This is a genomic window from Streptomyces sp. NPDC002476 (genome assembly GCF_042889785.1).
In the GTDB taxonomy this organism is placed as follows: Bacteria; Actinomycetota; Actinomycetes; order Streptomycetales; family Streptomycetaceae; genus Streptomyces.
The window spans coordinates 54,086-79,902 of record NZ_JBIARH010000035.1 but is presented as its reverse complement, the minus strand read 5'-3'; the positions used below and the strand labels follow the sequence as shown (position 1 = coordinate 79,902).

Annotated in this window: 16 protein-coding genes and 2 pseudogenes; 9 read left to right on the top strand and 9 right to left on the bottom strand. The window is 72.7% G+C overall.

Going from position 1 to position 25,817, the window contains the following annotated elements:
- Nucleotides 1–230: 230 nt before the first annotated feature.
- The 7 genes from ACFYXM_RS29590 (at nucleotide 231) to ACFYXM_RS29560 (ending at nucleotide 11,581) form a co-directional block, all read left to right on the top strand.
- Nucleotides 231–1,646, top strand: a complete 1,416-nt coding sequence (locus tag ACFYXM_RS29590) for a hypothetical protein (RefSeq protein WP_389293910.1) — start codon at nucleotides 231–233, stop codon at nucleotides 1,644–1,646.
- Nucleotides 1,647–1,675: 29 nt separating this feature from the next.
- Nucleotides 1,676–2,716, top strand: coding sequence for a glutamate ABC transporter substrate-binding protein (locus ACFYXM_RS29585; protein ID WP_389293908.1), 1,041 nt, complete (start codon nucleotides 1,676–1,678; stop codon nucleotides 2,714–2,716).
- 219 nt (nucleotides 2,717–2,935) lie between these two features.
- Nucleotides 2,936–4,261: a hypothetical protein gene (locus ACFYXM_RS29580; protein WP_389293906.1), complete on the top strand. Its 1,326-nt coding sequence runs from the start codon at nucleotides 2,936–2,938 to the stop codon at nucleotides 4,259–4,261.
- Nucleotides 4,262–4,364: 103 nt separating this feature from the next.
- Nucleotides 4,365–7,130, top strand: a complete 2,766-nt coding sequence (locus ACFYXM_RS29575; protein WP_389293904.1) for a tetratricopeptide repeat protein — start codon at nucleotides 4,365–4,367, stop codon at nucleotides 7,128–7,130.
- 2 nt (nucleotides 7,131–7,132) lie between these two features.
- The gene (locus tag ACFYXM_RS29570; RefSeq protein WP_389293903.1) at nucleotides 7,133–8,494 is read left to right on the top strand and encodes a PP2C family protein-serine/threonine phosphatase; all 1,362 of its coding nucleotides are present in this window, start codon (nucleotides 7,133–7,135) and stop codon (nucleotides 8,492–8,494) included.
- 209 nt (nucleotides 8,495–8,703) lie between these two features.
- Nucleotides 8,704–10,062: a VWA domain-containing protein gene (locus ACFYXM_RS29565; RefSeq protein ID WP_389293902.1), complete on the top strand. Its 1,359-nt coding sequence runs from the start codon at nucleotides 8,704–8,706 to the stop codon at nucleotides 10,060–10,062.
- Nucleotides 10,063–10,285: 223 nt separating this feature from the next.
- Entirely contained in the window at nucleotides 10,286–11,581 is a 1,296-nt protein-coding gene (locus ACFYXM_RS29560) for an FHA domain-containing protein (RefSeq protein ID WP_389293900.1), read from the top strand.
- A 57-nt stretch (nucleotides 11,582–11,638) separates the two neighbouring features.
- Here the strand turns inward: ACFYXM_RS29560 and ACFYXM_RS29555 are convergent, their stop codons facing one another.
- Nucleotides 11,639–12,622 (bottom strand): methyltransferase domain-containing protein, encoded by a 984-nt coding sequence (locus ACFYXM_RS29555; protein WP_389293898.1) that lies wholly within the window; start codon nucleotides 12,620–12,622, stop codon nucleotides 11,639–11,641.
- A 149-nt stretch (nucleotides 12,623–12,771) separates the two neighbouring features.
- Here ACFYXM_RS29555 and ACFYXM_RS29550 point away from each other — a divergent pair, with 149 nt between their 5' ends.
- Complete coding sequence (locus ACFYXM_RS29550; RefSeq protein ID WP_389293896.1) at nucleotides 12,772–13,176, top strand: globin; 405 nt, start codon at nucleotides 12,772–12,774, stop codon at nucleotides 13,174–13,176.
- A gap of 320 nt (nucleotides 13,177–13,496) precedes the next feature.
- Here the strand turns inward: ACFYXM_RS29550 and ACFYXM_RS29545 are convergent, their stop codons facing one another.
- The 3 genes from ACFYXM_RS29545 to ettA are packed head-to-tail and all read right to left on the bottom strand — an operon-like array spanning nucleotide 13,497 to nucleotide 16,303.
- Nucleotides 13,497–14,213, bottom strand: coding sequence for a hypothetical protein (locus ACFYXM_RS29545; protein ID WP_389293894.1), 717 nt, complete (start codon nucleotides 14,211–14,213; stop codon nucleotides 13,497–13,499).
- Nucleotides 14,210–14,632 (bottom strand): acyl-CoA thioesterase, encoded by a 423-nt coding sequence (locus tag ACFYXM_RS29540; RefSeq protein WP_389293892.1) that lies wholly within the window; start codon nucleotides 14,630–14,632, stop codon nucleotides 14,210–14,212. Before ACFYXM_RS29540 ends, ACFYXM_RS29545 begins: the two co-directional genes overlap by 4 nt.
- A 6-nt stretch (nucleotides 14,633–14,638) precedes the next feature.
- Entirely contained in the window at nucleotides 14,639–16,303 is a 1,665-nt protein-coding gene (ettA, locus tag ACFYXM_RS29535) for an energy-dependent translational throttle protein EttA (RefSeq protein ID WP_389293890.1), read from the bottom strand.
- A 977-nt stretch (nucleotides 16,304–17,280) separates the two neighbouring features.
- Here ettA and ACFYXM_RS29530 point away from each other — a divergent pair.
- Nucleotides 17,281–17,877, top strand: a complete 597-nt coding sequence (locus tag ACFYXM_RS29530; RefSeq protein WP_389293888.1) for a peptidase inhibitor family I36 protein — start codon at nucleotides 17,281–17,283, stop codon at nucleotides 17,875–17,877.
- A gap of 273 nt (nucleotides 17,878–18,150) precedes the next feature.
- On the opposite strand, the pseudogene ACFYXM_RS29525 reads toward ACFYXM_RS29530, so the two are convergent.
- The 5 genes and pseudogenes from ACFYXM_RS29525 to ACFYXM_RS29505 form a co-directional block, all read right to left on the bottom strand.
- A pseudogene (locus ACFYXM_RS29525) lies at nucleotides 18,151–18,597 on the bottom strand (helix-turn-helix domain-containing protein); the annotation flags it as partial.
- A gap of 417 nt (nucleotides 18,598–19,014) precedes the next feature.
- The gene (locus ACFYXM_RS29520; protein WP_389293914.1) at nucleotides 19,015–20,406 is read right to left on the bottom strand and encodes an LAETG motif-containing sortase-dependent surface protein; all 1,392 of its coding nucleotides are present in this window, start codon (nucleotides 20,404–20,406) and stop codon (nucleotides 19,015–19,017) included.
- A gap of 753 nt (nucleotides 20,407–21,159) precedes the next feature.
- Nucleotides 21,160–21,561: pseudogene (locus ACFYXM_RS29515) on the bottom strand (single-stranded DNA-binding protein); the annotation flags it as partial.
- 150 nt (nucleotides 21,562–21,711) lie between these two features.
- Nucleotides 21,712–24,015 carry a GTPase gene (locus ACFYXM_RS29510; protein ID WP_389293913.1) on the bottom strand — a complete coding sequence of 768 codons (2,304 nt, stop codon included), beginning with the start codon at nucleotides 24,013–24,015 and terminating at the stop codon, nucleotides 21,712–21,714.
- A complete protein-coding gene (locus tag ACFYXM_RS29505; protein ID WP_389293912.1) occupies nucleotides 24,012–25,703 on the bottom strand; it encodes an ATP-binding protein in 1,692 nt (563 codons plus the stop codon). The genes ACFYXM_RS29510 and ACFYXM_RS29505 overlap by 4 nt, the downstream gene beginning before the upstream one ends.
- Between the last annotated feature and the right edge of the window lie 114 nt (nucleotides 25,704–25,817).

Here is a 25,817-nt window from a genome sequence, read left to right as displayed (position 1 = left end):
ATCGGGTTGGGGCGTGCGGTCCGGGCCCGGCTCCGGGGCCGGACCCCGATCGGCTTGATCGACGGCGCGCGCCTTGATCGAATGCGGGTGGATCCGACGTGGACCGACGCGGGATCCGGGCGTTCCCGGTGTGGCGGCCGGTCCACGCGGCCATACTTCTGGCCGGGTACCAGCTCCCCGACCGACCGGGGGCCGGCCGGTCCACCGTCAGCGACCCAGGGGGAGGTCAAGTGACACACCCGCCGAACATGCGCACCGCCCCGGAGCACGCGCGGGCCCGGCCTTCCGCGCCCACGGCCGTACCCGCGCCCGTACCCGCGCCCCCGGCCGTGCGGCCGCATCCCGGTGTCCGGGCCGTCACCTCGCGTCGGCTGCGGGCCGCGGCGACGACCGAGCCGGGCCGGCTCCGGATCATCGGGGCCGTGCTGGCACTGTGCGTCGTCGCGTTCGGGGCCGTGACGGCGTTCGAGGTCGGCGACCGGGCGGCCGCCGCCGACGACGTGGTGCACCGCAGCCAGCCGCTGAGCGCGAGCGCGGCCGCCATCTACCGCTCGCTGGCCGATGCCGACACCTCGGCGGCCAGCGGCTTCCTGGCCGGTGCGCAGGAGCCGCGCGCGGTCCTCGACCGGTACGACAAGGACATCGAGGAGGCGTCCCGGCTGCTGGTCCGGGCCGCGGCCGGCACCGACCCGTCGTCGGAGTCCGGGCGCGAGATCACCACGCTCAACAAGGAACTCCCCCGCTACACGGGCCTGATCGAGCGGGCGCGCGCCAACAACCGGCAGGGGCTGCCGCTGGGCGGCGCCTACCTCCGGTACGCGAACCAGAAGATGACCGACGTCCTGCTGCCGGCCGCCGAGCGGCTGTACGCGGCGGAGACCGGCCGGCTCGGCCGGGACGGCGACGAGGCCAGGGCCTGGCCGTTCCTCTCGCTCGGGCTCGGTGTGGTGGCGGTGGCCGCGCTGTTCTGGGCGCAGCGGCGCAACTACCACCGGACGAACCGGGTCTTCAACCGAGGGCTGCTCGTCGCGACCGCCGCGTCGACCGTGGTGCTGCTGTGGCTGGCTGTGGGGCACACAGTGGCCCGCGCCGAGCTGCGCGGCGCCGACACGCACGGGCAGCAGTCCCTGGACGTGCTCAACCACGCGCGGATCAGCTCCCTGAAGGCGCGGGCCAACGAGAACCTCACCCTGGTCGCCAGGGGCGCCGTGCTCACCCCGGACGGCAGGAACGACAAGTACGAGACCGACTTCAACACGGGGATGAAGGCCCTCGGCGAGCAGTTGGCGAGGGCCCGGGAGCTCGCCGACGACGACCGGGGAAGCGAGCCGGTGGAGACCGCGATCGGCGCGGTCTCCGAGTGGCAGGACCGCCACCGGGCCGCCCGTACGACCGACGACAGCGGTGACTACGACGGCGCGCTGGAGCAGATCATCGGGCCGGAGAAGTCGACGGGCGAGTCGTTCGGCCGGGTGGACGACGCGCTGGCGCAGGCGCTCGCCCATGAACAGGACCAGTTCACCGCGGCCGCGAACGACGGTCTCGGGACGCTGGCCTGGCTGCCGGTCGGTGCCGCCGTGCTCGCCGTGCTGGGAGCGGTCGCCGCGATCGTCGGTGTCAACCGCAGGCTCTCGGAGTACCGGTGAGAGCGGAAGCGGGAGCGAGAGGGGGAGCGATGACCAGGAAGCGTACGGGAGCGAGGTCCGCCGCCGGCAGGCTGCGCGGCTGGGGCGGTGTGACGGGCATGGCCGTGGCCTGCGCGGTGACGGCCTCGCTGACGCTGCTGCCGCTCTCCCGCGCCGGTGCCGACGCGTTCGGCGGCTTCTCCGGTCCGGGTACGGCGCACGCGGCGCAGACCCGGGCCGAGAACTGCGCGGACCCGGAGGCGAGCCTGCCGCCGTCCGGTGCGGACGGCCCGAACATCGCGAGGATCAAGGCGCGCGGGAAGCTGATCGCGGGCGTCGACCAGAACAGCTTCCGCTGGGGGTACCGCAACCCGGAGAACCGCCGGCTCGAAGGCTTCGACATCGATCTGGTGCGGGCCGTCGCCGAGAACATCCTGGGCGACCCCGACGCCGTGGTCTTCCGGGCCATCCCCACCAACCAGCGGGTCGCCGTCCTTGAGAACGGCAAGGTCGACGTCGTCGTCCGGACGATGACGATCAACTGCGAGCGGGCCCGTCAGGTCTCGTTCTCCACCGCCTACTTCCAGACCGGGCAGCAGGTCCTCGCGCCGAAGAAGTCGACGATCACCGGGTACGACACGTCCCTGTCCGGCAAGCGGGTCTGCACCGCCGAGGGCTCCACCGCCTACGACGCGCTGAAGAAGCAGTCGTTCGGGGCGGTCTTCGAGGACGAGCACGACGGCACCGGCGCGGACGAGGACCGGCTGACCGTCCCCAACCAGCTCGACTGCCTGGTGCGGCTGCAACTGGGCGAGGTGGACGCGGTGGTCACGGACAACGCGCTGGCGGCCGGGCAGGCGGCCCAGGACCCGGCGGTCGAGCTCAAGGGCGACAAGCCGTTCACCATCGAGTACTACGGAGTGGCGACGAAGCGGGGCGCGGACGACCTGGTGGCCCGCGTCAACCAGGTGCTGGTCGGCTACCGCAGCGGTGGCGCGAACAGCCCCTGGATGCTGTCGTACCGGAAGTGGCTGGAGGCCGGTCTGCCGGGACTGACGGCGCCGCCGGCGCCCAAGTACCGGAGCCGTTAGGGCGTGTCTGGAGTGCCGAGCGGGGCGCTGATGCCGGACGTGGCACCGGTGCCGGGAGAGGCACTGGTGTGGTGAGGGCCGTGGGGGGCATTGTGTGCCGGGAGGGACATCGGTGACGGGGGCACCGGTGACAGCAGTGGCAGACGAGACAGTGGCAGGCGAGGAAGCGGCACTGATCCCGGCGGGTCCGTCCCGGCGGGAGGAGCGGAGAGGTGATCGATGAGCGTCGCGGGCCCCTTCCCCGGCTACGCGGAACGGCCCCCCGGACCGGTCATGGACCGGGACGAGGCGGACCGTGCGCTGGACCGGCTGGGCGCGGAGCACGAGGCGATCGAGACCTCGCTCCTCGCCCTCCAGGACCACGCGGGCCGTCGGCTCCTGGAGGGCGCCGACCTGACAGGCATCACCAAGGAGCGCTGGGCCGCGACCGAGGACTCGATCGCGCTGCTGTGGCGGTACTTCGACGCGTACGCGGGCACGCTGGCGAGGGCCCGCGCGATACGGGCCCGCCGCCGCCACCCCAACCGGGACGATCTGGTGGCCCTCACCGATCTGATGCGTGGCCGGAGCGTCACCGTGGCGCACGCCGCGGGTCACCCCGGTCCGTGGGCCGGCGGTCCGGCCAGGCTCTCCGAGCGGTTCTCGCTGGAGGAGCTGGTCGCCCGGATGAACGAGCTGTACGCCCGCTCGCTGGACATGGTGGTCGCCTCCGACTCCGTGTGGTCCGCGCTGCCCGCCCGGATCGACCTGCTCTCCGCCGAACTGCACCGCACCCGTTCGCTGGCGCGTTCGGTGGGCGTCCGGCCCGGTGAGCATCCGGCGGGCGACGAGCTGGAGGCGATCACCCAGGAACTGGCCACGCTGCGGGTGCAGGTGATCTCCGATCCGCTCGCCTTCTGGCTGTCGGGTCCCGGCAGTGCCGCGCCCGGCGGCGGACGCCCCGACACGACGCGCTACGACCGTGCGGCTCGCGCCCTGGAGGACGTACGCCGCGAGATCGAGGCGGTCCTCGCGGTCCGGCAGGACGCCGAACAGCGGCTGGGGCGGCTGCGCGACGTCCTCTCCCGCGCGGACCGGACCCTGACCGAGGCCAGGGCGGCCCGCGGTGAGGTGCTGGCGAAGATCGCCGCCTCCGAGGTGCCCGCCGTGAGCGGCCCGGCGACCGCGCTCCAGGAGCGGCTGGTGGCGGCCTCGGAATACCGCAGGCACGCCCAGTGGCACCGGCTGTCACCGCTCCTGGAGTCGCTGGAGCGGGAGGCCGAGGAGGAGCTGCTGCGCGCCCGCGAGTCGTTGACCGCCGTCACCGCGCCGCTGGCCGTACGGGCGGAGCTGCGCGGCAGACTGGACGCGTACCGGGCGAAGGTGGCCCGGCACGGTCTGGCCGAGGACCCGATGCTGATCGAGCGGTACGACGTGGCGCGCCGGATGCTGTGGAGCGCGCCGTGCGATCTGCGGGTCGCCGCCCAGGCGGTGCGGCGCTACCAGGAGACGGCGGCCGAGCTGCTGTCCCAGAGCCGGGCCCCCGAACCGGAGGACGGGCGGTGAGCACGAACACGCGTGAGACGGAACGGACCGCACGGACCGTGAGCACGTACACGCGCGGAAGGGAACGGCCGCCGCGGCTGCGGGGCGGACAGGGGGACGGAAGATGAGTACGCAGTGCCAGCGCCCCACGTGCGGGGGCGGCTACGAGGACGTGGGCGGCGGTGAGCTGTACTGCGACACCTGCGGTCTGGCTCCGGTCGTCTCCCCGACGGGCATGGTGAGTTCGCCGCCCACCGGGCTCGCGGGCGGCGGCGCGAACGGCCCGGGAAGCTCCGGCAGCCGGGGAAGCCACGGCAGCGGCGGCTCACGGGCGGCGGCCCGCACCTCGTCGCGTTCCTCCTCGCGGTCCTCGTCCCGTTCGTCGACGTCCCGGCGGTCCGTCTCGGGCCGGCTCTCGCGTTCGCTGTCCGGGGCGGCCACCTCCCCTTCGGTGTCCGTGCGTTCCTCCGGTTCGGCCTCGGGCGGGTCCGGCCGGGACAGGCTGGGCGCGGGTCTGGTGCAGGTGCCGGACGTGCCGCGGCCCGACCCGCGCACGGCGGTGATGGCGAACCCGGAGGTTCCGGAACGGAAGCGCTTCTGTTCGCGTTCCGGCTGCGGGGCGCCGGTGGGCCGGGCCCGCGGCGAACGGCCGGGCCGTACGGAGGGGTTCTGCACCAAGTGCGGCCACCCGTACTCCTTCGTGCCCAAGCTCGGCGCAGGCGATGTGGTGCACGGCCAGTACGAGGTGGTGGGCTGCCTGGCGCACGGCGGGCTCGGCTGGGTCTATCTCGCGGTGGACCGCGCCGTGTCGGACCGCTGGGTGGTCCTCAAGGGCCTGCTCGACACCGGTGACCAGGACGCCATGGCCGCCGCGATCTCGGAACGCCGGTTCCTCGCCGAGATCGAGCACGCCAACATCGTCCGGATCTACAACTTCGTCGAACACCTCGACCAGCGCACCGGTTCGCTCGACGGCTACATAGTGATGGAGTACGTCGGCGGCAAGGCGCTCAAGGAGATCGCGAACGAGCGGCGCACCCCGGCCGGGAGGCGCGACCCGCTGCCGGTCGAGCAGGCGTGCGCGTACGGGATCGAGGCGCTGGAGGCGCTCGGGCACCTGCACAGCCGCAACCTGCTGTACTGCGACTTCAAGGTCGACAACGCCATCCAGACCGAGGGCCGGCTGAAGCTGATCGACATGGGCGCGGTGCGCCGGATGGACGACGAGGAGTCGGCCATCTACGGCACGGTCGGCTACCAGGCGCCGGAGGTCGCCGAGGTCGGCCCGTCGGTCGCGTCCGACCTCTACACGGTCGCGCGGACGCTCGCGGTGCTCACCTTCGACTTCCAGGGCTACACGAACGTCTTCGTGGACTCGCTGCCCGGCCCGGACAACATCGAGGTGTTCCGGACCTACGAGTCGTTCTACCGGCTGCTGGTGCGGGCCACCGACCCCGATCCGGGGCGGCGGTTCGCCTCGGCGGCAGAGATGGCGGAGCAGCTGACCGGGGTGCTGCGCGAGGTGGTGGCGCTGCAGACGGGACGGCCGCGGCCGGCGCTGTCGACGCTGTTCGGTACCGAAGTACGGGTCACGGACACGCAGTTGTTCGCGACGCCGACGGGCGAGGTGTCGCGGCTGGGCGCACGGGCCGCCGGACCGACGCCGTCCGGGCTCCTCGGAAGGCGCCGCCGGAACCGGGCGGGTGCGAGCGCGGGCGTCGGCGCGGGTACGGGCGCGGCGGGCACACCGGCAGTGGTGGGTGCGGGGGCCTCGGGCCCCGCGATCCCCGGGCCCCGGGTCCCGGCCGCCGTTCCGGGAGCGCCGTCGACGGCACCGGCGCCGTCGGCTGCGGCCTCGGCGCCGTACGTCCCGAACGTCCCCCGGCCCGCCGGGCTCGACGCACGGGCCGCCTCGCTCGCGCTGCCCGTGCCCCGGGTCGACGCGGGCGACCCCAACGCCGGTTTCCTGGCCGGGCTGATGGCCACCGCCCCGGCCGACCTGATCGCCGCGCTGGGCAACGTACCGGCGCCCTCCCTGGAGACCCGGCTGCGCGAGCTGCGGGCCCGTCTGGAGACCGGCGAACTCGACGCCGCCGGGCGGACCCTGACCGAACTGGAACGGGGGCACCCGGACGACTGGCGGGTCGTCTGGTACCGCGGTGTCACCTCGCTGGTGACCGGCGTGTACGAGAGCGCGGCGCTGTCCTTCGACGCGGTGTACGACGCGTTCCCCGGTGAACCGGCGACGAAGCTGGCGCTGGGGATCTGCGCGGAGGTGCTGGGGCAACTGGACAACGCCGCCGAGTACTACCGCCTGGTGTGGACGACCGATCCGGGCTTCGTCAGCGCGGCGTTCGGCCTGGCCCGGGTGCAGCTGGCGGCCGGGGACCGGGCCGGGGCGGTGGCTACGCTGGAGTCCGTGCCCGAGGCGTCGATCCACTTCACGGCGGCCAGGGTCGCCGCGGTGCGGGCGCGGCTGCGCGAACGAGCCCCGGACGAACCGCTGTTCGCCGACCTCCGGGCCGCCGCCGACCAGGTCTCGGCGCTGGCGGGATTCGGCCTGGACCCGGTGCGCCGCGAGGAGCTGTCGACGGAGGTGCTGGGGACCGCGCTCGACTGGGTGCTCTCCGGCAGCCCCATGGCCGGGGGCCCGGCAGCCTGGCCGAACGGCCCCGGTGCATCCGGCGGGCCCGGTGGGCCGACCGGACCGGACGGACCGGATGGGTCGGACGGGTCGGGGAAGCTGCTCGGCAGTGAGTGGGACGAGCGCGGCCTGCGGTTCGGGCTGGAGCGTTCGTACCGGATGCTCGCCCGGCTCGCGGAGCCCGGCGACGAGAGGATCGAACTGGTGGAGCGGGCCAACCGTTTCCGCCCCCGGACGTGGGTGTGAGGATGTCGCAGAAGCCCCAGGAGACGGCCCTGTCGAAGTGCGCGGGCTGCGAGGAACCGGCCGAGTCGGGCGACCGGTTCTGCGGTGCGTGCGGATACGACCTGTCGGCCGTGCCCGCGCCACCACGTGACCGCCCGACGGTCGCCCTGACCGTCCCGGCGGCGGAGAACCGGCCCGAAGGGGCGGGCGGATCGGGAGACTTCGAACTGGCCGCGCCCGCGACCGCGGACGCCCCAGGGTCCGACCGGCCAGGGGCCCGGGCACATACACAGCCCCCGACCCAGGCACAGCCCCGGGCACAGGCGGCGACGGCGCACGCCCCGGCCGCCGGAGCACCCGCACCGGCGGGCACCGGCGCCCCCTCCGCCGCGCCGCCCGTGCCCGACCCGCGCACCCGTACCGACGGGCCGTTCGCGACACCGCCGGCAGGCACCAAGCTGTGCGTGGCGTGCCGCGCCGGGCGCGTGGACACCGACGGCTACTGCGAGAACTGCGGTCACGCCCAGCCGCGCGAGCGCGACCACATGGAGCAGGAGCTCGGTTCGGTGGCCGCCGTCAGCGACCGGGGGCTGCGCCATCACCGCAACGAGGACTCGTTCGCCGTCTCGACCACCGCCCTGCCCGACGGTTCACCGGCCGTCGTCGCGATCGTGTGCGACGGCGTCTCCTCGGCCAGCCGCCCCGACGAGGCATCGGCCGCCGCCGCGAACGCCGCCAACGAGGCACTCCTGGAGTCGTTGCCGCGCGGCACCCATCCGCAGCAGGCGATGCACGACGCGATCGTCGCGGCCGCGAAGTCGGTCGACTCCCTGGCCGGGGAGACCGGACGGGCGACGGAGCACGCTCCGGGGCGGCACCAGAACGCGCCGGCGTGCACCCTGGTCGGGGCCATCACGGCGGGCGACCTGCTGGTGGTCGGCTGGGTCGGCGACAGCCGCGCCTACTGGGTGCCGGACGACCGTTCCGCACCGCCCGCCCGGCTCACCGAGGACGACTCGTGGGCCGCGCAGATGGTGGCGGCGGGCCTGATGAGCGAGGCCCAGGCGTACGCGGACGACCGTGCCCACGCGATCACGGGCTGGCTCGGCGCCGACGCGTACGAACTGGAGCCGCACACCGCGTCGTTCAAACCGGACCGGCCGGGTCTCGTGGTGGTGTGCACGGACGGTCTGTGGAACTACGCGGAGTCGGCCGCCGAGATGGCCGCGGTCGTACCGGCCGACGCACGGTCGCGACCGCTGCACGCCGCGCGGGCGCTGGTGGGTCACGCGCTCGACGGCGGGGGCCACGACAACGTAACAGTGGCGCTGGTGCCGTTCGCGGTGACGCCGCAGGGGGCAGGATCGGGCTGCGACACCCCATGAGTCCCGTTGCGTAACGCTTGATTCCGGTTCGTTTCCGGTTCGCTCCCGACGCGTTCCGGTTCCGGTTCGTTTCCGGTTCACTCCCGATGCGTTCCGGTTCCGTCCGCCCTCGTCCCGACTCCGACCTCTCCCTTCCGCGCCCCTTCCTTGTCTCGTCCCCCTCACAGCTGTCCTCATCCGACACCTGGAGTTCCCGAGGAGCCGATCAGATGGCCAACTTCTCCAAGTCGAACGTGCCGCAGTTCTCGGTCGAGGTGTACCAGAACGAGTTTCTCCCGCAGGGCGGTCGCGAGGTCAACGCCATCGTCACGGTCACCTCGACCGGGGGCGGCACCACCGGCGGGGTCCCGCTGTCCGGGGCGGCTTCGGCGGACATGTCCGGACCGGGCCGGGCAGCGGGCGCCGGCGTGGTGATCATGGTCGACTGCTCCGGGTCCATGGACTATCCGCCGACGAAGATGCGCAACGCCCGCGACGCGACGGCCGCGGCGATCGACACCCTGCGCGACGGCACCGCGTTCGCGGTGGTCGGCGGCACACATGTCGCCAAGGAGGTGTACCCGGGCAACGGAAGGCTCGCGGTGGCCGACGCGCGGACCAGGGCCCGGGCCAAGGAGGCGCTGCGTTCGCTCGCCGCCGGCGGCGGTACGGCGATCGGCACCTGGCTGCGGCTGGCCGACCGGCTGCTCGGCGCGGCCGACGTGGGGATCCGGCACGGGATCCTGCTGACCGACGGCCGCAACGAGCACGAGGCCCCGGAGGATCTGCGGGCCGCTCTCGAATCCTGCGCGAACCGCTTCACCTGTGACGCCCGGGGTGTCGGCACCGACTGGGAGGTGAAGGAGGTCACGGGCATCGCCTCCGCCCTGCTCGGTACGGCCGACATCGTCGCCGACCCTGCGGGCCTGTCCGCGGACTTCCGGCGGATGATGGAGAACGCGATGGGCAAGGAGGTCGCGGATGTCGCACTGCGGCTCTGGACGCCCGTCGGGGCCGAGATCATGTTCGTGAAACAGGTCGCGCCGACGGTCGTCGACCTGACCGGACGCCGCACCGGGGCGGGCCCCCGGGCCGGGGACTACCCGACGGGTTCGTGGGGCGACGAGTCGCGCGACTACCACGTGTGCGTACGGGTGCCGGAGGCCGGGATCGGCCAGGAGATGCTGGCGTCCCGGGTCTCGCTGGTCCTCCCCGACCCCGCGGGCGGGGCGCCCCGGACGCTCTCCCAGGGCCTGGTGCGGGCGGTGTGGACCGACGACATGGCGGCGTCCACCTCGATCAATCCGCAGGTCGCGCACTACACGGGCCAGGCGGAACTGGCGCAGGTCATCCAGCAGGGGCTGGACGCCCGGAAATCGGGCGACTTCGACAGCGCGACCGCGAAACTGGGCCGCGCGGTACAGCTGGCGTCGGCGTCCGGGAACGAGGACACTGCGAAACTGCTTTCGAAGGTGGTGGACGTCGTCGACGCGGCGACCGGTACTGTGCGACTGAAGGCGAAGGTCGCGGAGGCCGACTCGATGACGCTCGAAACGCGCTCCACCAAGACCGTCCGCGTCAAGAAATAACCGCACAGGACAACCGCACACCGAAGCGCCCGCACGACACGTGCCCACACGGACACGAGGGACGGCGCGGGGGCCGGGCGCGCAGACACGGCGCCGGGCGGGGCACAATCGCACAGTCGTACAGTCAGGCCGCCCGGCCGGAGCGAAATGGTCCGCCGGGCAGCGAAGAGCACGAGAAATGACGGCCCCGCGGGGCCGGACGAGGAGAGGGGGAAGCGCCGACATGCCGACCTGCCCGAACGGACACCAGTCGGGTTCCGAGGACTGGTGCGAGGTCTGCGGCCATCGCATGACCGGCGCGGGCGCTCCCGCGGGCTCGGTCCCTCCGCCGCCTCCCCCACCGCCCGCTCCCGGGTACGGCCACCCGCAGGGGGCTCCCGGCGCCGGCCCGGCCCAACAGGCCGAACTCTGCCCGCAGTGCCGCACGCCCCGCGAGGCGATGGCGCCGTTCTGCGAGGAGTGCCGCTGGAACTTCCTGACGAACACGGCGACGTCGTACACGCCGCTGGCCCCGCGCCCCAGCGCCGCCACCGGCCCTCCGCCCGGTCTGAACCTGCCGCCGGGCTTCCAGGCGCAGCAGCCGTCGGGGCCCCAGCGGATGCCCGATCCGTTCGAGTACCAGGGCTCGCGGCCCTCGCAGGTGAACCGCCCGGCCGAGCCGCTCTCCCCCGAGCAGGGGAGCCGCCCCGAGCCCTCGGTCCCGGCACCCGCGCCCGGACCAGTCCTCGCACCCGCACCCGCGCCCGGCCCGGCGTCCGCGTCCGGCCCGGGTCCGCAGGCACCGCAAGTACCGCAGGCACCTCAGGCGTCACAGCCCCCGCAGCACTTCCACCAGCAGGGGCCGCCTCCGCCGCCGTTCCAGCAGCAGTCCTCGTCGCCGTTCCAGCAGCAGTCCGCGCCGCCCTCGTTCGAACGGCCCGCTCCGCCCGCGCCCTCGGCTCCCCAGCCGCCCGCGCCCCAGCCGCCCGCGCCCCAGCCGCCCGCGCCGCAGCCGCCCCGGTCCGCCGACGACGACTGGATGCTGTCACCGCCGTCCCGGCCGCAGGACCCGCAGCCGTCGGCCCCGGCGCAGCAGCAACCGCCGTCGCCCGGCGGGAACCAGAACCAGCCGCCCGCGAGCTGGACCGCCGTCATCACCCCGGACCGCGAGTACTTCCTGGCGATGATGCAGCGCAGCGGTCCGGAGGCGACCGGCCTCAACCTGCCCGCGTACTCCCCGGAGCAGCGGGTGGCGCTGACGGGCAACCAGGTCACCGTCGGCCGCCGCAGGCACAGCACCGGCGAGTCCCCCGACATCGACCTGTCCGTGCCTCCGGAGGACCCTGGCGTCTCGCACCAGCACGCGGTGCTGGTGCGGCAGCCCGACGGCGGCTGGGCCGTGGTGGACCAGAACTCCACGAACGGCACCACGCTCAACGGCGCCGAGGACCCGATCCAGCCCTACGTCCCCGTCCCGCTCAAGGACGGCGACCGCGTGCATGTCGGGGCATGGACGACGATCACGGTCCGTCAGGACTGACGGGCCGCAGGAACCCCACCAGGACCGCCGGGGCACCGGGACCGGCCGGGGCAGGGGCTACCCCTCGGGCAGGGGCCAGGCGTACGGCCCTTCGGGGTCGTCCAGCCAGGCCCACTGCCGCCCGTCCCGGACGGTGATGCCGAACCTCTCCCTCCCGGGGCGCCCCTCGCGCTGCCAGAGGGAGAGGGCCTCGTGCGGGTCGAGACTGGATCCGGTCAGCTCCAGCAGGAACCGGAAGCGTTCGTCCTCGCTGAAGCGCCTGGGGAGCGCGCCGGTGTGCGGGCGCCGGGCGGGTCCCGTCGGGCTGCCCCGCAGCGGAACGAAATAGGCGGGCGTGCGCAGGAAGCGTCCCTCGGCGTACCTGCGGCGCGCGGTCACCCGCACCTGCAGCACGATCAGTCCGCTGGCGAGCGGTGCCAGTATCCGCGCGTCCGGAGCGCACTGGTCCAGCCAGGCCGGTGGGACGCACGACAGGGTGCAGGTGGCGATGATCCGGTCGTACGGGCCGCGCGGCGGCCAGCCCCGGGTCCCGTCGCCGGTGATCACCGCCGGGTGGTGACCGGCCGCCGCCAGGTGCCGACGGGCCGACTCGGTGATCTCCGGGTCGAGGTCGACGGTGGTCACGGCGTCGTCGCCGAGCCGGTGCGCGAGGAGGGCCGCGTTGTAGCCGCTGCCCGCGCCGATCTCCAGCACTCGTTGCCCGTCGCGCACGTCCAGTTCGTCGAGCATCCGGGCCATCAGCGACGGCTGGCTGCTCGACGAGATCAGCTCGCCGTCCCTGATCCGGGTGGCCAGTGCCTCGTCCGCGTACGCCCCGCGCAGCCACCGGGCCCGGCGGACCGGGTCCGGGTCCTCGCACCACAGACGGTCCGTTCCACCGGCCACGAAGTAGTACGGCACGAACAGATGGCGCGGCACCTCCTCGAACGCGGCCAGCCAGCGCGGGTCGCCCAGTCCCCCGCGGGCCACGATGCCCCGCACCATCGCCCACCGTTCACCGGTGGCGGCCTCGGCGAACCGGTCCGGATGTGTGTCGTCCATCTCTCCGTCTTCCCGTTCTCCCCGGTCTCCGGTCTCCACCTTCCTGCGCCCGGCCCCCGGTGGCCAGGACCCGGGCCGTGGCAGGCCGCGGTTCGAAGACAGGGCCTAGGCCTCAGGTACTCGGCCGGTGCGTCTGCGACGATGGACGGGTGACTGAGATTCCGCGCGACACGCTGCAGGAGCAGACCTTCTACGAGCAGGTCGGCGGCGAGGAGACCTTCCGGCGCCTGGTGCATCGTTTCTACCAGGGGGTCGCCGAGGACCCGCTGCTCAAGCCGATGTACCCGGAGGAGGATCTGGGCCCGGCCGAGGAACGGTTCAGGCTGTTCCTGATGCAGTACTGGGGTGGCCCCCGTACCTACACCGAGCGGCGCGGACACCCGCGGCTGCGGATGCGGCACGTCCCGTTCCGGGTGGACCGGGCGGCGCACGACGCGTGGCTGGGCCACATGCGGACCGCTCTGGACGAACTCGGGCTGGCGCCGGAGCACGAGCAGCGGCTGTGGGACTACCTCACGTACGCCGCGGCCTCGATGGTGAACGCCGAGGGCTGAGCCGCCACCGGGGCCGAGGCCGGGTCCTGTGCCCGGGGCCGAGGCCGGGTCCTGTGCCTGAAGCCGATCCGAAACCGACAGCCGAACCGGGCCCGGGGCCGTCCGGGGCCGGGGACGGAGCCGGCCCTCCTCGTCCCCGGCGTCCACCAGCGGCTCGACCGGGACCCCTGTTCTCCGCGACAGACGGAACTGCTCGCGGCGGGCGCCGGTGCACGCGGGTGGCCGTCCCCCTCGACCATTCCGGCCTGGCCTGCCGACGCACCGGGGCGGCCCGGTGAGCGGGCGCCCGGCCCTCGGCCCACGGGCGTCGGACCGGGCTCTCAGCCCACCGAGACCGCGAACCCGCCACCGAACCCGCTGTCGTGGCCGCTGTCGTGGCCGCTGTCGTGGCCGCGCAGGGCGATCGAGCCGAACGGGGTGCGCAGCCGCAGCCAGGCCCCGGCCGCGAGCAGGGCGACCGGGAAGTCCGGCGCCGGGCGCAGGAAGCCCAGGGACAGCGCGGCGTGGACGGCCCGCAGCGGGAGGACGGTGGTGCCGATCGTGCGCGACCAGATCTCGCGGCCGATCCGGTCGCGTTCGGTCCGGGTGCGGCGGGGCTCGGGCAGCGCCTCGTCGCGGGTGCGGAACTCCGCCACCGCGGCGGTGACGGCCTTGCGCAGGGAGACCGGGTCGGGCAGGCCCTGCAGTTCGTGCCAGCCGCCGCGCGGCGGGAGCACTCCCGTCCACGGCGGTCCGGTGACGGCGGCGGGCAGGGGGCCCGGATCGGCCCCGCCCTCGGTGCCGGAGGAGCCGAGGGACTCCAGGAGCTCCCCGGCGGACACCGTGATGTCGAATGCGTGGCGCCCGGTCAGCCGGGCCGTGCGGATCGCCAGCACCTCGAACGACGGCGGTCTGCCGAACACGGCCAGCGCGCTGCCGCCCGCCTGCATCCGCACCGCGGCGGCCCGGTCGTAGTGGAGGAGCCGCGCGAGGAAGGCCGCGAGATCCGCGGTCTCCCTCGCGTCGGCGAACTCCAGCGGCATCACGGGTACGGTCATGCCGCCGCGGGCTCCTCGGCCAGGTACTGCTGGAGGAAGAGCTTCTCCTCGGCGCTGATCCGCCGGGGCCGCTCCGCGGCCAGGTCGTACGGGACGACGACGGTCGTGGCCCGTACGTAGACCTGGTCCGGGTCCTTGATCTCGTACGAGATCGTCAGCGACGCGGCGCCGATCTTCGTGACCCACGACTCGATGGTCACCGGCTCGTGCCGGTGGACCAGCGGGCGCACGTAGTCGATCTCGTGCCGGGCCACCACGGAGCCGCCCGAGAAGGACGGCGAACCGTCACCCGGCGCCAGCCGGAACATGAAGTCGATGCGCGCCTCCTCCAGATAGCGGAGGAAGACGACGTTGTTGACGTGCCCGAAGGCGTCCATGTCCGACCAGCGCAGGGGGCACTGGTAGATGTGGCGTGCCAAGACGGATCAGCCTCGCGTCAGCTTCTTGTACGTGGCGCGGTGCGGACGGGCCGCGTCCGGACCGAGGCGCTCGACCTTGTTCTTCTCGTACGACTCGAAGTTGCCCTCGAACCAGTACCACTTGGAGTCGCCCTCGTACGCCAGGATGTGCGTGGCGACGCGGTCCAGGAACCAGCGGTCGTGGGAGATGACCACCGCGGCGCCCGGGAACTCCAGCAGGGCGTTCTCCAGCGAGGACAGGGTCTCGACGTCGAGGTCGTTGGTGGGCTCGTCGAGGAGCAGCAGGTTGCCGCCCTCCTTGAGGGTCAGCGCCAGGTTGAGGCGGTTGCGCTCACCACCGGACAGGACACCGGCAGGCTTCTGCTGGTCCGGGCCCTTGAAGCCGAACGCGGAGACGTACGCCCGCGACGGCATCTCGACCTGGCCGACGTTGATGTAGTCCAGCTCGTCCGAGACGACGGCCCAGAGGGTCTTCTTCGGGTCGATGTTGGCCCGGCCCTGGTCGACGTAGGAGACCTTGACCGTGTCGCCGATCTTGATGGAGCCCGAGTCGGGGGTCTCCAGGCCCTGGATCATCTTGAACAGCGTGGTCTTGCCCGCGCCGTTCGGACCGATGACGCCGACGATGCCGTTGCGCGGCAGCGTGAACGACAGGTCCTCGACGAGGACCTTGTCGCCGAAGGACTTCGAAAGGTTCTCGACCTCGACGACGACGGAACCGAGCCGCGGGCCCGGCGGGATCTGGATCTCCTCGAAGTCCAGCTTCCGCATCTTCTCGGCCTCGGCCGCCATCTCCTCGTAACGGGCGAGACGGGCCTTGGACTTGGTCTGCCGGCCCTTGGCGTTGGAGCGGACCCACTCCAGCTCTTCCTTGAGCCGCTTGGCGCGCTTCTCGTCCTTGCGTCCCTCGACCTTGAGGCGGGCGGCCTTCTTGTCGAGGTACGTGGAGTAGTTGCCCTCGTAAGGCAGGGCGCGACCGCGGTCGAGCTCCAGGATCCAGTCGGCGACGTTGTTCAGGAAGTAGCGGTCGTGGGTGACCGCGACGACGGCACCGGCGTACTTGGAGAGGTGCTGCTCCAGCCAGTTCACCGACTCGGCGTCGAGGTGGTTGGTGGGCTCGTCGAGGAGCAGCAGGTCGGGGGCCTCGATGAGCAGCTTGCAGAGCGCGACGCGGCGCTTCTCACCACCGGAGAGGTTGACGACCGGCCAGTCGCCGGGCGGGCAGCCCAGCGCGTCCATGGCCTGCTCCAGCTGAGCGTCCAGGTCCCAGGCGTCGGCGTGGTCCAGGTCCTCCTGGAGCTTGCCCATCTCCTCCATCAGCGCATCGGAGTAGTCGGTCGCCATGAGCTCGGCGACCTCGTTGAAGCGCTTGAGCTTGCCCATGACCTCGGCGGCGCCGTCCTGCACGTTCTCCAGGACCGTCTTCGACTCGTCGAGCTGCGGCTCCTGCATGAGGATGCCGACGCTGTAACCGGGCGAGAGGAAGGCGTCACCGTTGGACGGCTGCTCCAGGCCCGCCATGATCTTCAGCACCGTGGACTTACCGGCGCCGTTGGGACCCACGACACCGATCTTCGCGCCCGGCAGGAAGTTCAGGTTGACGTCATCGAGGATCACCTTGTCGCCGTGCGCTTTGCGCGTCTTGCGCATGGTGTAGATGTACTCAGCCAAGAGAAACCGTCCGGCTATCGATGTGTGGGCAGATACACCCCATCTTGCCTGACCGCCACCTCCAGACGAAAACCGGTACGTCGGGAGGCCCCGACCAGGGTCTGAGCCAAGCCAGGGTGTCCCGGAACTGGTCGGCGTTGGTCGTCATTGGTCACCGTTGGCCCCCTCGGACGGCCCACGGACGGCCCGGCGACCGGCCTGACACCGCCCCGTGACGCTGTCCGACACCCGAGGTCCGCCCTTCCTGGCACCCCGCCGGCCGATCGACGGTTCGCGGCCTGGCGCCGCCGCTCCGGAGAAGCGGGCGACGTGACCGTCACTCTCTGTCGGGGCGTCCGTCACGGCTGTGGGACCCCCACGCTCCCGGAGTGAGCCCGCCCCGAAGCGCTCATGTGGGGGGCTGGGGGGCAGTTTCGGGGCCGGTTTCTGTGGGACCCCCACACCCACCACATGCAGGTCAGAGCCCCCCACAGAGCTGTGGGGGGCTGTGGGGGGCTGACCGCCTTCGGCGGACGACCTTCGGGCGCCCACGGTGAGAACTCCCACCACCTTTCTGGCGACTATCCACGGGTACGTTCCGCCGCACCTGAAGAGACCACCCGCGTCGGATGGCCGTGGTCTCCTGCCTCTCCGTGCCCGCACGGCTCATCGGCCTCCAAGGAGGCGGGGAGGCGTGTACGCCGACACCTCTGGAACCCCCTCCACAGGCCCTCTCAGCAGCCACCCCACCGCCGCGTCGAACAACGCCTTCGGGCCCTCCCCGGCCGTCCAGGCCCGCGCGTATCACCACCGGGCTCGGGCGAAGCGCCCGGGGCTACCGCTTCGGCTTCAGTCAAGGCGCGGTAGAGCGAAGCAACCTCTGCGGCCGGTGATCCCTCTTCTGTCCTGGCAGACCTCCCGGGCGAGGGGCCGTTCCGTGTACGGAACAGCCTCGCCGCCCCCTTTGAAACGAGGAAGCAATGCGAGCGAGAACAGGCGTGACCGGGCTCGTGGCCGCCGTGTGCGCGGCCGTGTTCATGGCGCCGGCCACGGCTGGCGCGGCACAGGCCCCCGAGAACCCCCGGGCCAAGGCCGGTCCCCACTGCGTCGCCGACGCCGTCACGCAGAAGACCACCTGCTACGACACCTTCCGCGAGAGCATTGCCGCGGCGACCGGCGGCCGCATCACCGACGCACCCGCCACACCCCAGAAGGCCGCCACGGACAAAAAGTTCCTGGCAAAGCTGAACGCGCCCGCCGAGACCGCCGCCAACACACCCGCCTCACGCACCACCGCAAGGTCCAGTCAGACCATCGCCGCCGTCCTCTACGAGCACGGCAACTACTACGGCCAGTCCCTGACCCTCACGACATACGTTCCGTGCGGCATCGGTAGCCGATTTGGTGTTCTCGACCTCGGCTCCGATTTTTACCGTTTTGACAACCTGACTTCCTCGTTGATCGCTTCGGGCGACTGCCAGATCGAGCTGTTCGAGAACCCCAATCTCACGGGCGCGAGTCAGAAGTACTCCGGCAGTGTGGGCTGGGTCGGCAACGCGATGAACGACCACGCCAGCTCCGTGGCGATTACGTAGAGCCGCAGGGCCCGAGCGCCGTGGCGCGCACGGGCAGGCGTGCGCGGCTCCCGGCGGGTTCCGCTTCGCCCGCGTACACCGCCGGACCGTCGGCGGCCCGCCGCATCCGGAGGCCGTCCTCGCGGGTGCGGAGGCGGTTGGCGAACTCCGCACCGCCGGAGCACATCCGAAGCTTTTGGTGAATTCCGGGCCTGGCTACTTCGCCCCGCCGCTTGCGACGGGGCGAAGTGCTGCGAAGAGCCCGGGCTGGGGGAGCGTCCAGAGTTCTTCGTGCAGCTTGCCCGCGACGAACTCGCGCAGCGGACCGTCCTGGGCAGGCTTGGGCTCCTTGGGGCGCGACCGGCTCTTGGCCCACGCCCGCTGTGCCCGGTGCGGCTGACAGACGCCATCGACGGAACGGGCATCGATCTCGCGCTTGACGGTGGAGGCCGGCCGGCCCAGCGCCCGCCCGATCGCCCGCAGCGACTGACCGAGGCGACGCATGTCGGCGATCAGCTCCCGCTCGGTCACCGTGAGGAACCGGGGATGCGGCTCGGCCTCGACCGCCGCAAGAGACGGCGCTGATGTGATGGCGACGGTGCTGGTCATGCCGGTTGTGTAGTCGATCCTGCGCCCATCGGGGTGCAGGCGCGTGTTGCCGATCTTCCGGATCCCGCGGTCCCAGTCCCGGGCAGTGCGCTCATGAACCCCGACCTGCGCCGCGGCATCCCGCCGCCGCACCCCCGAGGCGCGAAGCCGGTCGTACTCCCCCCGGCCCGGATGCCCGCTCGTCCGCTCGTACCGGGCTTCCCTCGACCACGGACACCGGCCTTCCGCGCCCACCCGGCCGCCGTGTGACGGTTCACCCCGACCGCCCGAGCAGCACCCGTGGCACTGCCGTTCTCCCGGTCCGACGCCTCGAAGAACCTCGCCTTCAACACCTCAAAATCCACGATCCCCGCAACTCCCTGAACTCCAAGGTGTTGCGGGGATCATCAGAACCCGCCCGTGCACGCACCGGGGCCGTCGCCGAGCGGGCGCGACGCCACGCTCACGGTTCGTCACTCCGCGATCACCGAATGACCGGGGTCACCAGGATCACCGGAATCACGGGATCGCGAGGATCACTCGAATCGTGGAGTCACGGGCTTGCCGCAATCACTGCGCGGAGGGCTGGGCCTTGCGCTTGCGGAGGAGGAAGACCGCGCCGCCGCCGACGACGACGAGGGCGATCGCGACACCGGCGATGACCGGGGTGGCGCTGGAGCCACCGGTCTCGGCGAGGTCACCCGCGGAACCGGTCGAGCCTCCGCCGGAGGTGGCAGGGGCCGGCTGGCCCTCGGTCTGGGTCTCGTGGCCGCCGTTGCCGCCGGCACCACCGGTGCCGCTGCTGCTGGTCTTGCAGTCCAGGACGCCCTTGAACGTCTTCGAGAAGCCCTCGGGGCCGGTGACCGTGATGTCGTACGCCTGGTCCTCGGCGACCGGGACGGTCACCGTCTCGGACTTGCCCGCCTCGACGGTGTGCTTCTTCCCGGCCAGCTCGAAGGTGAAGGCCTCGTCGCCCTTGTTGCTCGCGGTGATGTCCACGCCGCCCTTGGCGCAGTTCTTCTCCGCCGAGACGGCCGGGATCGCGCCCTGCTCGGCCCAGGTCGCGGTGGCGGTCGCGGAGACCGTGGAGTCGCTGGAACCGGCCAGGATCATGGTCTGGCTCTTGGTCGCGCTGGCGAAGGCCCGGCCCACCGGCACCGAGGTCGTGGCCTGGACGGTCAGCGAGGCGGAGCCGTCGGCGGCGCCCGCCGGAACGTCGAAGTACAGCTCGCCGCCGTTGACCGCGGAGGTGACGGGCTTGCCGCTCTTGTCGGTGACCTTGACGCCGCTGGCGGCGTCCACGGGCGGGGTCACCGTGGCCTGGCCCGCGTTGGTGTGGACGGTGATCGGGCCGAGGCGCTCGCCGGACTTGCCGGAGACCGCGGCCGGGTCCAGGACGAGGGACGCCTTGGGCTCGGCCTGGTCGGCGGCGCTCTTCTCCAGCCAGTCGGCCAGCTTCTCGGCCGCGGCGTCGGTGGCCTCGACGTCCACGTTGTCCGAGTAGCGCCAGATGGCGACCTGGGTGCCCGCAGCGGCGGTCTTCTCCGTGAGCGGGCCGGTGCCGGCTTCCTCGGCCAGTGCCGCGAGGTTGTCGACCTTCGGGTAGGAGTGCTCGAGAATCCAGCGGATCTTGCCGGCGTTCTTGTTGGCGCCGAGCGAGGTCTGGTCCCAGGGCGTCTCCAGGTACTTCGCCCGGTCCTGCGTGGGGTTGTGGATGTCGATGCAGTACGTCTTGAGCTTGCCGCCGCCGTCGACGGTCATCTCGAAGACCCCGGCGGGCAGCTGCTGGTTCCTGCCGCCCGCGTGGAGCACGGCACGGTCGTAGGTCTTCAGACCGTCCAGGACCGCGGCGGCGCCGCCTTGATGCTGCGGCGCCTCGTCGGCGACCGCGCTGCCGGCGCCGACGAAGGCACCTGCCATGACCAGACCGGATGCCACCACCGACGCGGCCAGTCGGGCCATGCCCCGCCGCCGCGCGGAATCAGGTGCCTTCAAGGAAGACGAAACGGTCGCTGAATCAGCAGAAAACACAGAATTCCCCTCCAGGCGGAACCCTCCGCGCCTGCTGCGCGTGTGGGGATTGTCCCGCCAGTCGACTCAAGTGCCCCGTGAGTACGGGGGAATCCTAAGGACGAAGCAATGAACAGTCCCCCGTCACAACGTCATATAACCATTCCGACTCGGAATCGTTATGGCCGGTGCGCCTCATTGACGCCCCGTCCGCCCCCGCACGCACCACGTGCGAGCCTGCCGCCACATCACCATACGAACCATTCACGTCACCAACACCAGCGTGTCACTGTCCTTTCGGCTTTCCGTCACACGCTTGCCCCGCTGCCGCACGGCACGCCCGCCACCCTCTCCGCGCACAGTACGCCGAGCCTGTCCGGTCCGTTCGGCCCGCTCATCCCCTTCGGTCCGTTCGGTCCGTTCGGCCCGCCTTTCCGGCCCGACCGGCCCTTCCCGGCCCTCCGCCGCTCCCGATACGGGCGCCTTGCCCGATGCGGATGTCTTGCCCGATGCGGCCGCCCGTCCCGGCCCGGGCGCCCCTCCCGATCGGGACCACTCTGCCAGCCCGGGGGCCGCCTCTGCCCCGAAGGCCGTTTCCGCCCCGGGCGCCGCTCCCTCCCTGAGCGCCGCTCCCGGCCAATCCGGTTCGTCCGTGCGCACCGAAACACCGCCCACGCCACCCGCACCGCCCGTATCGCCCGAACCGCCCGGCATCGCGCTCCCCGTGCGCGCGTCGATCCCCGGCCCACCCCTCATCACCCGCCGGAACGCCGACGTCCCCCGCATCAGATCGTGCCCCACGGCGACCGCCTCGACGTCCACGAACGTCCTGTGCCGGCCTTCCCGTTCCTCCTCGCGCACCTTCAACCTTCCATGCACGACGAGTGGTTCCCCCACGGCGACGGAACCGGACAGATTCGACGCCAACGCCCGCCAGGCCCACACGGTGTAGAAGCTGGTTCGCCCGTCCGTCCAGAGTTGCCTCTCACGATCCCAGCGGCGCGGTGTCACCGCGAACCGGAAACGTGCCATCCCGCCGGTGGCGGTCTCCCGGTACTCCACCGCCGTCGCCGCGTTGCCCACCAGCGTCACCAAGGTGTCGTTCATGACTCCGCCTCCCCTTCGATCCTCGGCCCTCTGTCCACGGAGCCGCGGTCGTCGACCACCGGTCGTGGGCCGTCGGCTCCGGCGACCGCGTCCGGGCGGTCACAGATCCCAGGTTGAAGGAGAGGCGGAAATCCCGCTGACGCCTGTGGACTACCGAACAGTTGTGGAAAACTCCGTCACCGCCACGTATCGCTCCCGCACCTCGCGGTACCGCACGAGCTCCGCCGCCACCGGGTCGAGCACCCTCGCCCGCCCGCAGGCCGCCGCCGCCTCCCGCAACCGCCGCTCGGCCTCCTGCCCGTACCGCCGCGCGGGTCCCCGCGCGGCGGCCGCGCACGACCACTCCACCAGCGGCCCCCCGACGACACCCGCCAGCGTCACCAGGGCGGGTGCGAGGAATCCCGGGTCGAGCACACCGGCGATCCGGCCCATCAGCCAGAGAACGCCGAAGACCTGCAACAGCGTCATGGACACCTGCGCCAGCACGGCGGCGGGCCACCATCCGGGCCGTGGCGGCCTAGGGCGTGTTTCGAAAGTCCCGTCCGCCCCCGCGCGACCACCGTGCCCGGCGCCGGACCCGCCGAGGACTCCGGCCGCCCTCGTCATCGCGGCTCTCAGCACCCCCGCCGAACCACCTGCACGCCCCGCACCGCCTGCACCATCCGTACTTCTCCCCTCACCCACACGGCCGCCCCCGCTCGCACCGTCCGACGGATCACCCGGACCAGCAGATTCAGCCGAACCACCTCCATCGCCGCCACCTCCATCGCCGCCACCCCCATCGACGCGGCCCGCACCGTCCGTACCATCCACCCCGGCCACGCCACCAGAGCCGCCCAGCCTCTCCTCCCCCGTGACGCTCGTAATGCTCGTAACGCCCGTGACACTCGCGACACTCGTGACCAGTTCGTCCAGCGCCTCCGGCAGACCCTGCGCGCCGGTCACCGCCGCCTCGCGTACCGCCTGTGCCCAGGGGGCCGGAAGCCCGCGGGCGGCCTCGTCCGCCAGGATCCGTACCGCCTGCTCGACACCCTGCCGGGCGGTGAACCGCTCCTCCGGCGGGACGGGCCCCTCCGGGCGCTCCGGACGTCCCGGCCGCCGCGTGGACTCGTACCGGCGCCACAGCCGCAGCCACGGCGTGCCGCATGCCCGCCCCGCGTTCCCGCGCCACTCCCGCTCGGCCGCCTGGCCCGCCGCTGCCGCCCCGACGGCCTCCGCGAGCCGGTCGGCGAACTCCTCCCGCGCGCGTTCCCCGAGACCGGTCCGTCCCTCGGCGACATACAGCGGACGGAGTCTGGCCGCGGCGGCGTCCAGGTCCGCGGAGAGGCGGAGCGCCGCCGCCCTGCGCTCCTGGACGAACCGGCCGAGCAGGTCACGCAGTTCGCCCACGCCCTCGCCGGTGAGCGCGGACAGGGGCATGACGGTGGCACCCGGTTCACCGTGTTCGCCCAGTGCCATGCCGTCCTCGTCCAGCAGCCGGCGCAGATCGTCGAGGACCTGATCGGCGGCGTCGCCGGGCAGCCGGTCGATCTGGTTGAGGACCACGAAGGTGACCTCGGCGTGCCCGGCGAGCGGCCGCAGATAGCGCTCGTGCAGGGCCGCGTCCGCGTACTTCTCCGGATCGACCACCCAGATCACCGCGTCGACCAGGGCAAGCACCCGGTCGGCCTGTTCGCGGTGCCCGGCCGCTGCGGAGTCGTGGTCGGGCAGGTCGACGAGGACGAGTCCCTGAAGCGACTCGTCCGCGCCCGCGGCGCCCTGTTGCGGGCGCCGCCTGAGCCGGCCGGGAATGGCGAGCCGGTCGAGCAGTCCGGCGGCCCCGTCGGTCCAGGAGCAGGCAAGGGGGGCGGAGGTGGTCGGCCTGCGCAGCCCGGTTTCGGAGATCTGGGCGCCCGCGAGCGCGTTGAACAGGGTCGACTTGCCGCTGCCACTCGCCCCCGCCACGGCGACGACCGTGTGCCGGGAGGAGAGCCGACGCCGGGCCGCCGCCTCGTCGAGCACCCGCCCCGCTTCGGCGAGGGCGTCCGCGTCGATCCGGGCCCTGGACAGGCCGACGAGTTCGCGCAGCGCGTCGAGCCGTGGCCGCAGCGTCCCGCCGGACGGTACGTACGCCTCGACCTGAGGTGCCCGCATGCCGTCGTCCGGGCCGGTGCCGAGCTCGTCGGACACCGTCCTGACGACCGCGCGCCGGGCGATGAGCCCGTCGTTCCAGCCCGCCGTCGCCTCCGGGGCGTCCACGCGCCCCTCGACCGGACGGCCCGGACTCGACCGGTCCTGGTCGCCGCCCGGCTGGTCCTGGTCGCCGTACGGGCGCTCCCGATCAGGATCCGCGTCATGAGAACGGTCGGGACGGGGACGGCCGGGACAAGAACGGTCAGGGTGAGAACGCTCGTGGTCGTCGGGAGACACGGTACCGGCGCCCCGGCTCGCCCCCTCGTCGATGACGGCAGTCAACGCTGCCACCTCTCCTTCTGCAGTACGGACAGCGCGGCGATGAGTTCGGCCTGTGGGTCCGGGGCGACATCGAGGGCATCGAGCGGCGCGAGCCGCCGGTCGCGTTCCCCGTCGAGCACCCGGCCGAGGCAGTCGGTGAGCAGTGCGCTGCCCCTGTCGCGCAGCCGCAGTGCGCCCTGGGCTCCGATCCGCTCGGCGAGCCGCTCCCCGGCGGCTCTGGTGCGCCGACCGCCGAGGAGGGCGGCGGCCAGGAGCACCGCCACCGTCTCGGCGTCGGGTGCGGTGCTGCGTTCGAGCCGGCGCACCTCCTCCTCCGCCAGTTCCTCCAGCACGCGCCACCACCGCCGTACGGCCACGGCGATCCGGCCCTCGACGTCCTCGGCCGGCCCCCACCCCCCGGCCGCCCGGTCGGCGTCCCCGTGGCCGAACGCCCCGGCCGCGGGTTCGCGCAGCCAGGCCGTGCGGATCTGTTCGTCGGCGGCGGCGACGGCGCACCGCAGAAGCGCGCCGAGGCTTTCCACCAGCGATTCGAGGAGTTCCTCGGAGGTGCTGTACAGGGGGTATCCGCGCCACCGGGTGCGGGCCTCCCCGGCGAGCACGCCGCCGTTGCGCAGCCGTCGTTCGACCCGGTCCGCCTCGGCGCGGTACGCGTCCTCGACGACCGCGGTCAGTCGTACCGCCGCCGCGTACTGTGCCGCGACGGCCCCGGCCAGCGCGGGCAGCCGTACGTCCAGCGAGGCGATGACCCCGGCCGCGGTACGCCCGACAGCCTGCCGGCGGGCCGCCGGGTCCTGGGCGCGGTGGCTGAGCCAGGCCCGGAGCGGGGCGACGGCGGTGGTGGGCAGCAGCCCGCTGCCGCCGCCCGCCGATTCGGGCAGTTCCGGGATGGTGAAGCGCGGCACCTCGCCGAGGCCCGCCCGGGTGAGCAGCGCCCCGTACTGCCGCGACACCTCGGCGATCACCTGGTGCGGCACCCGGTCGAGGACGGTGACGAGCGCGGCGTCGTACTCCTTGGCGGTCCGCAACAGATGCCAGGGCACCGCGTCCGCGTAGCGCGAGGCCGTGGTGACCATCACCCACACGTCCGCGGCGCAGAGCAACTCGGCGGCCAGCACCCTGTTCCGTACGACGAGCGAGTCGATGTCGGGCGCGTCGAGCAGCGCCAGCCCGCGCGGCAGCCCGGTGGCGGTCTCGACACGCAGCGTGGTCCCGTCCTCCTCGTCATCCTCGTCGTCGAACCCGTCGAGGTCGTCGGCCCCGCCGAGACCGCCGAGTCCGCCGAGACGTTCGCGTCCGCCGATGCTCCGCGCCTCCTGGGGCGGCAGCCAGACCCTGGTGAGCTGTGGCAGCACGCGGGTCCCCGCGAACCAGTGGTGATCGTCCGGGTGGCAGACGAGCACGGGCGTGCGCGTGGTCGGCCGCAGCACCCCGGCCTCGCTGACCAGCCGCCCCACCAGCGAATTGACCAAGGTCGACTTCCCGGCCCCGGTGGACCCTCCGATCACGGCGAGCAGGGGCGCTTCGGGATCCTTGAGCCGGGGCAGCAGATAGTCGTCGAGCTGGGCCAGCAACTCGCTCCGGGTCCGGCGGGCACGAGCGGCCCCCGGCAGCGGAAGCGGAAGACGCACGGCGGCGACACGGTCGCGCAGGGCGGAGAGTGCGTCGATGAGCTGAGGCCGTACGTCCAAGGTCACCACATGCGAAGAATGCCCAATTTTGGAGCCTTTTTGAAGCGTATAGCGACCCCTGCGCGCCGGTTCCTCCACAGAATTACAAGTCAGGGCAGAGGGGGCGAGTGGGGC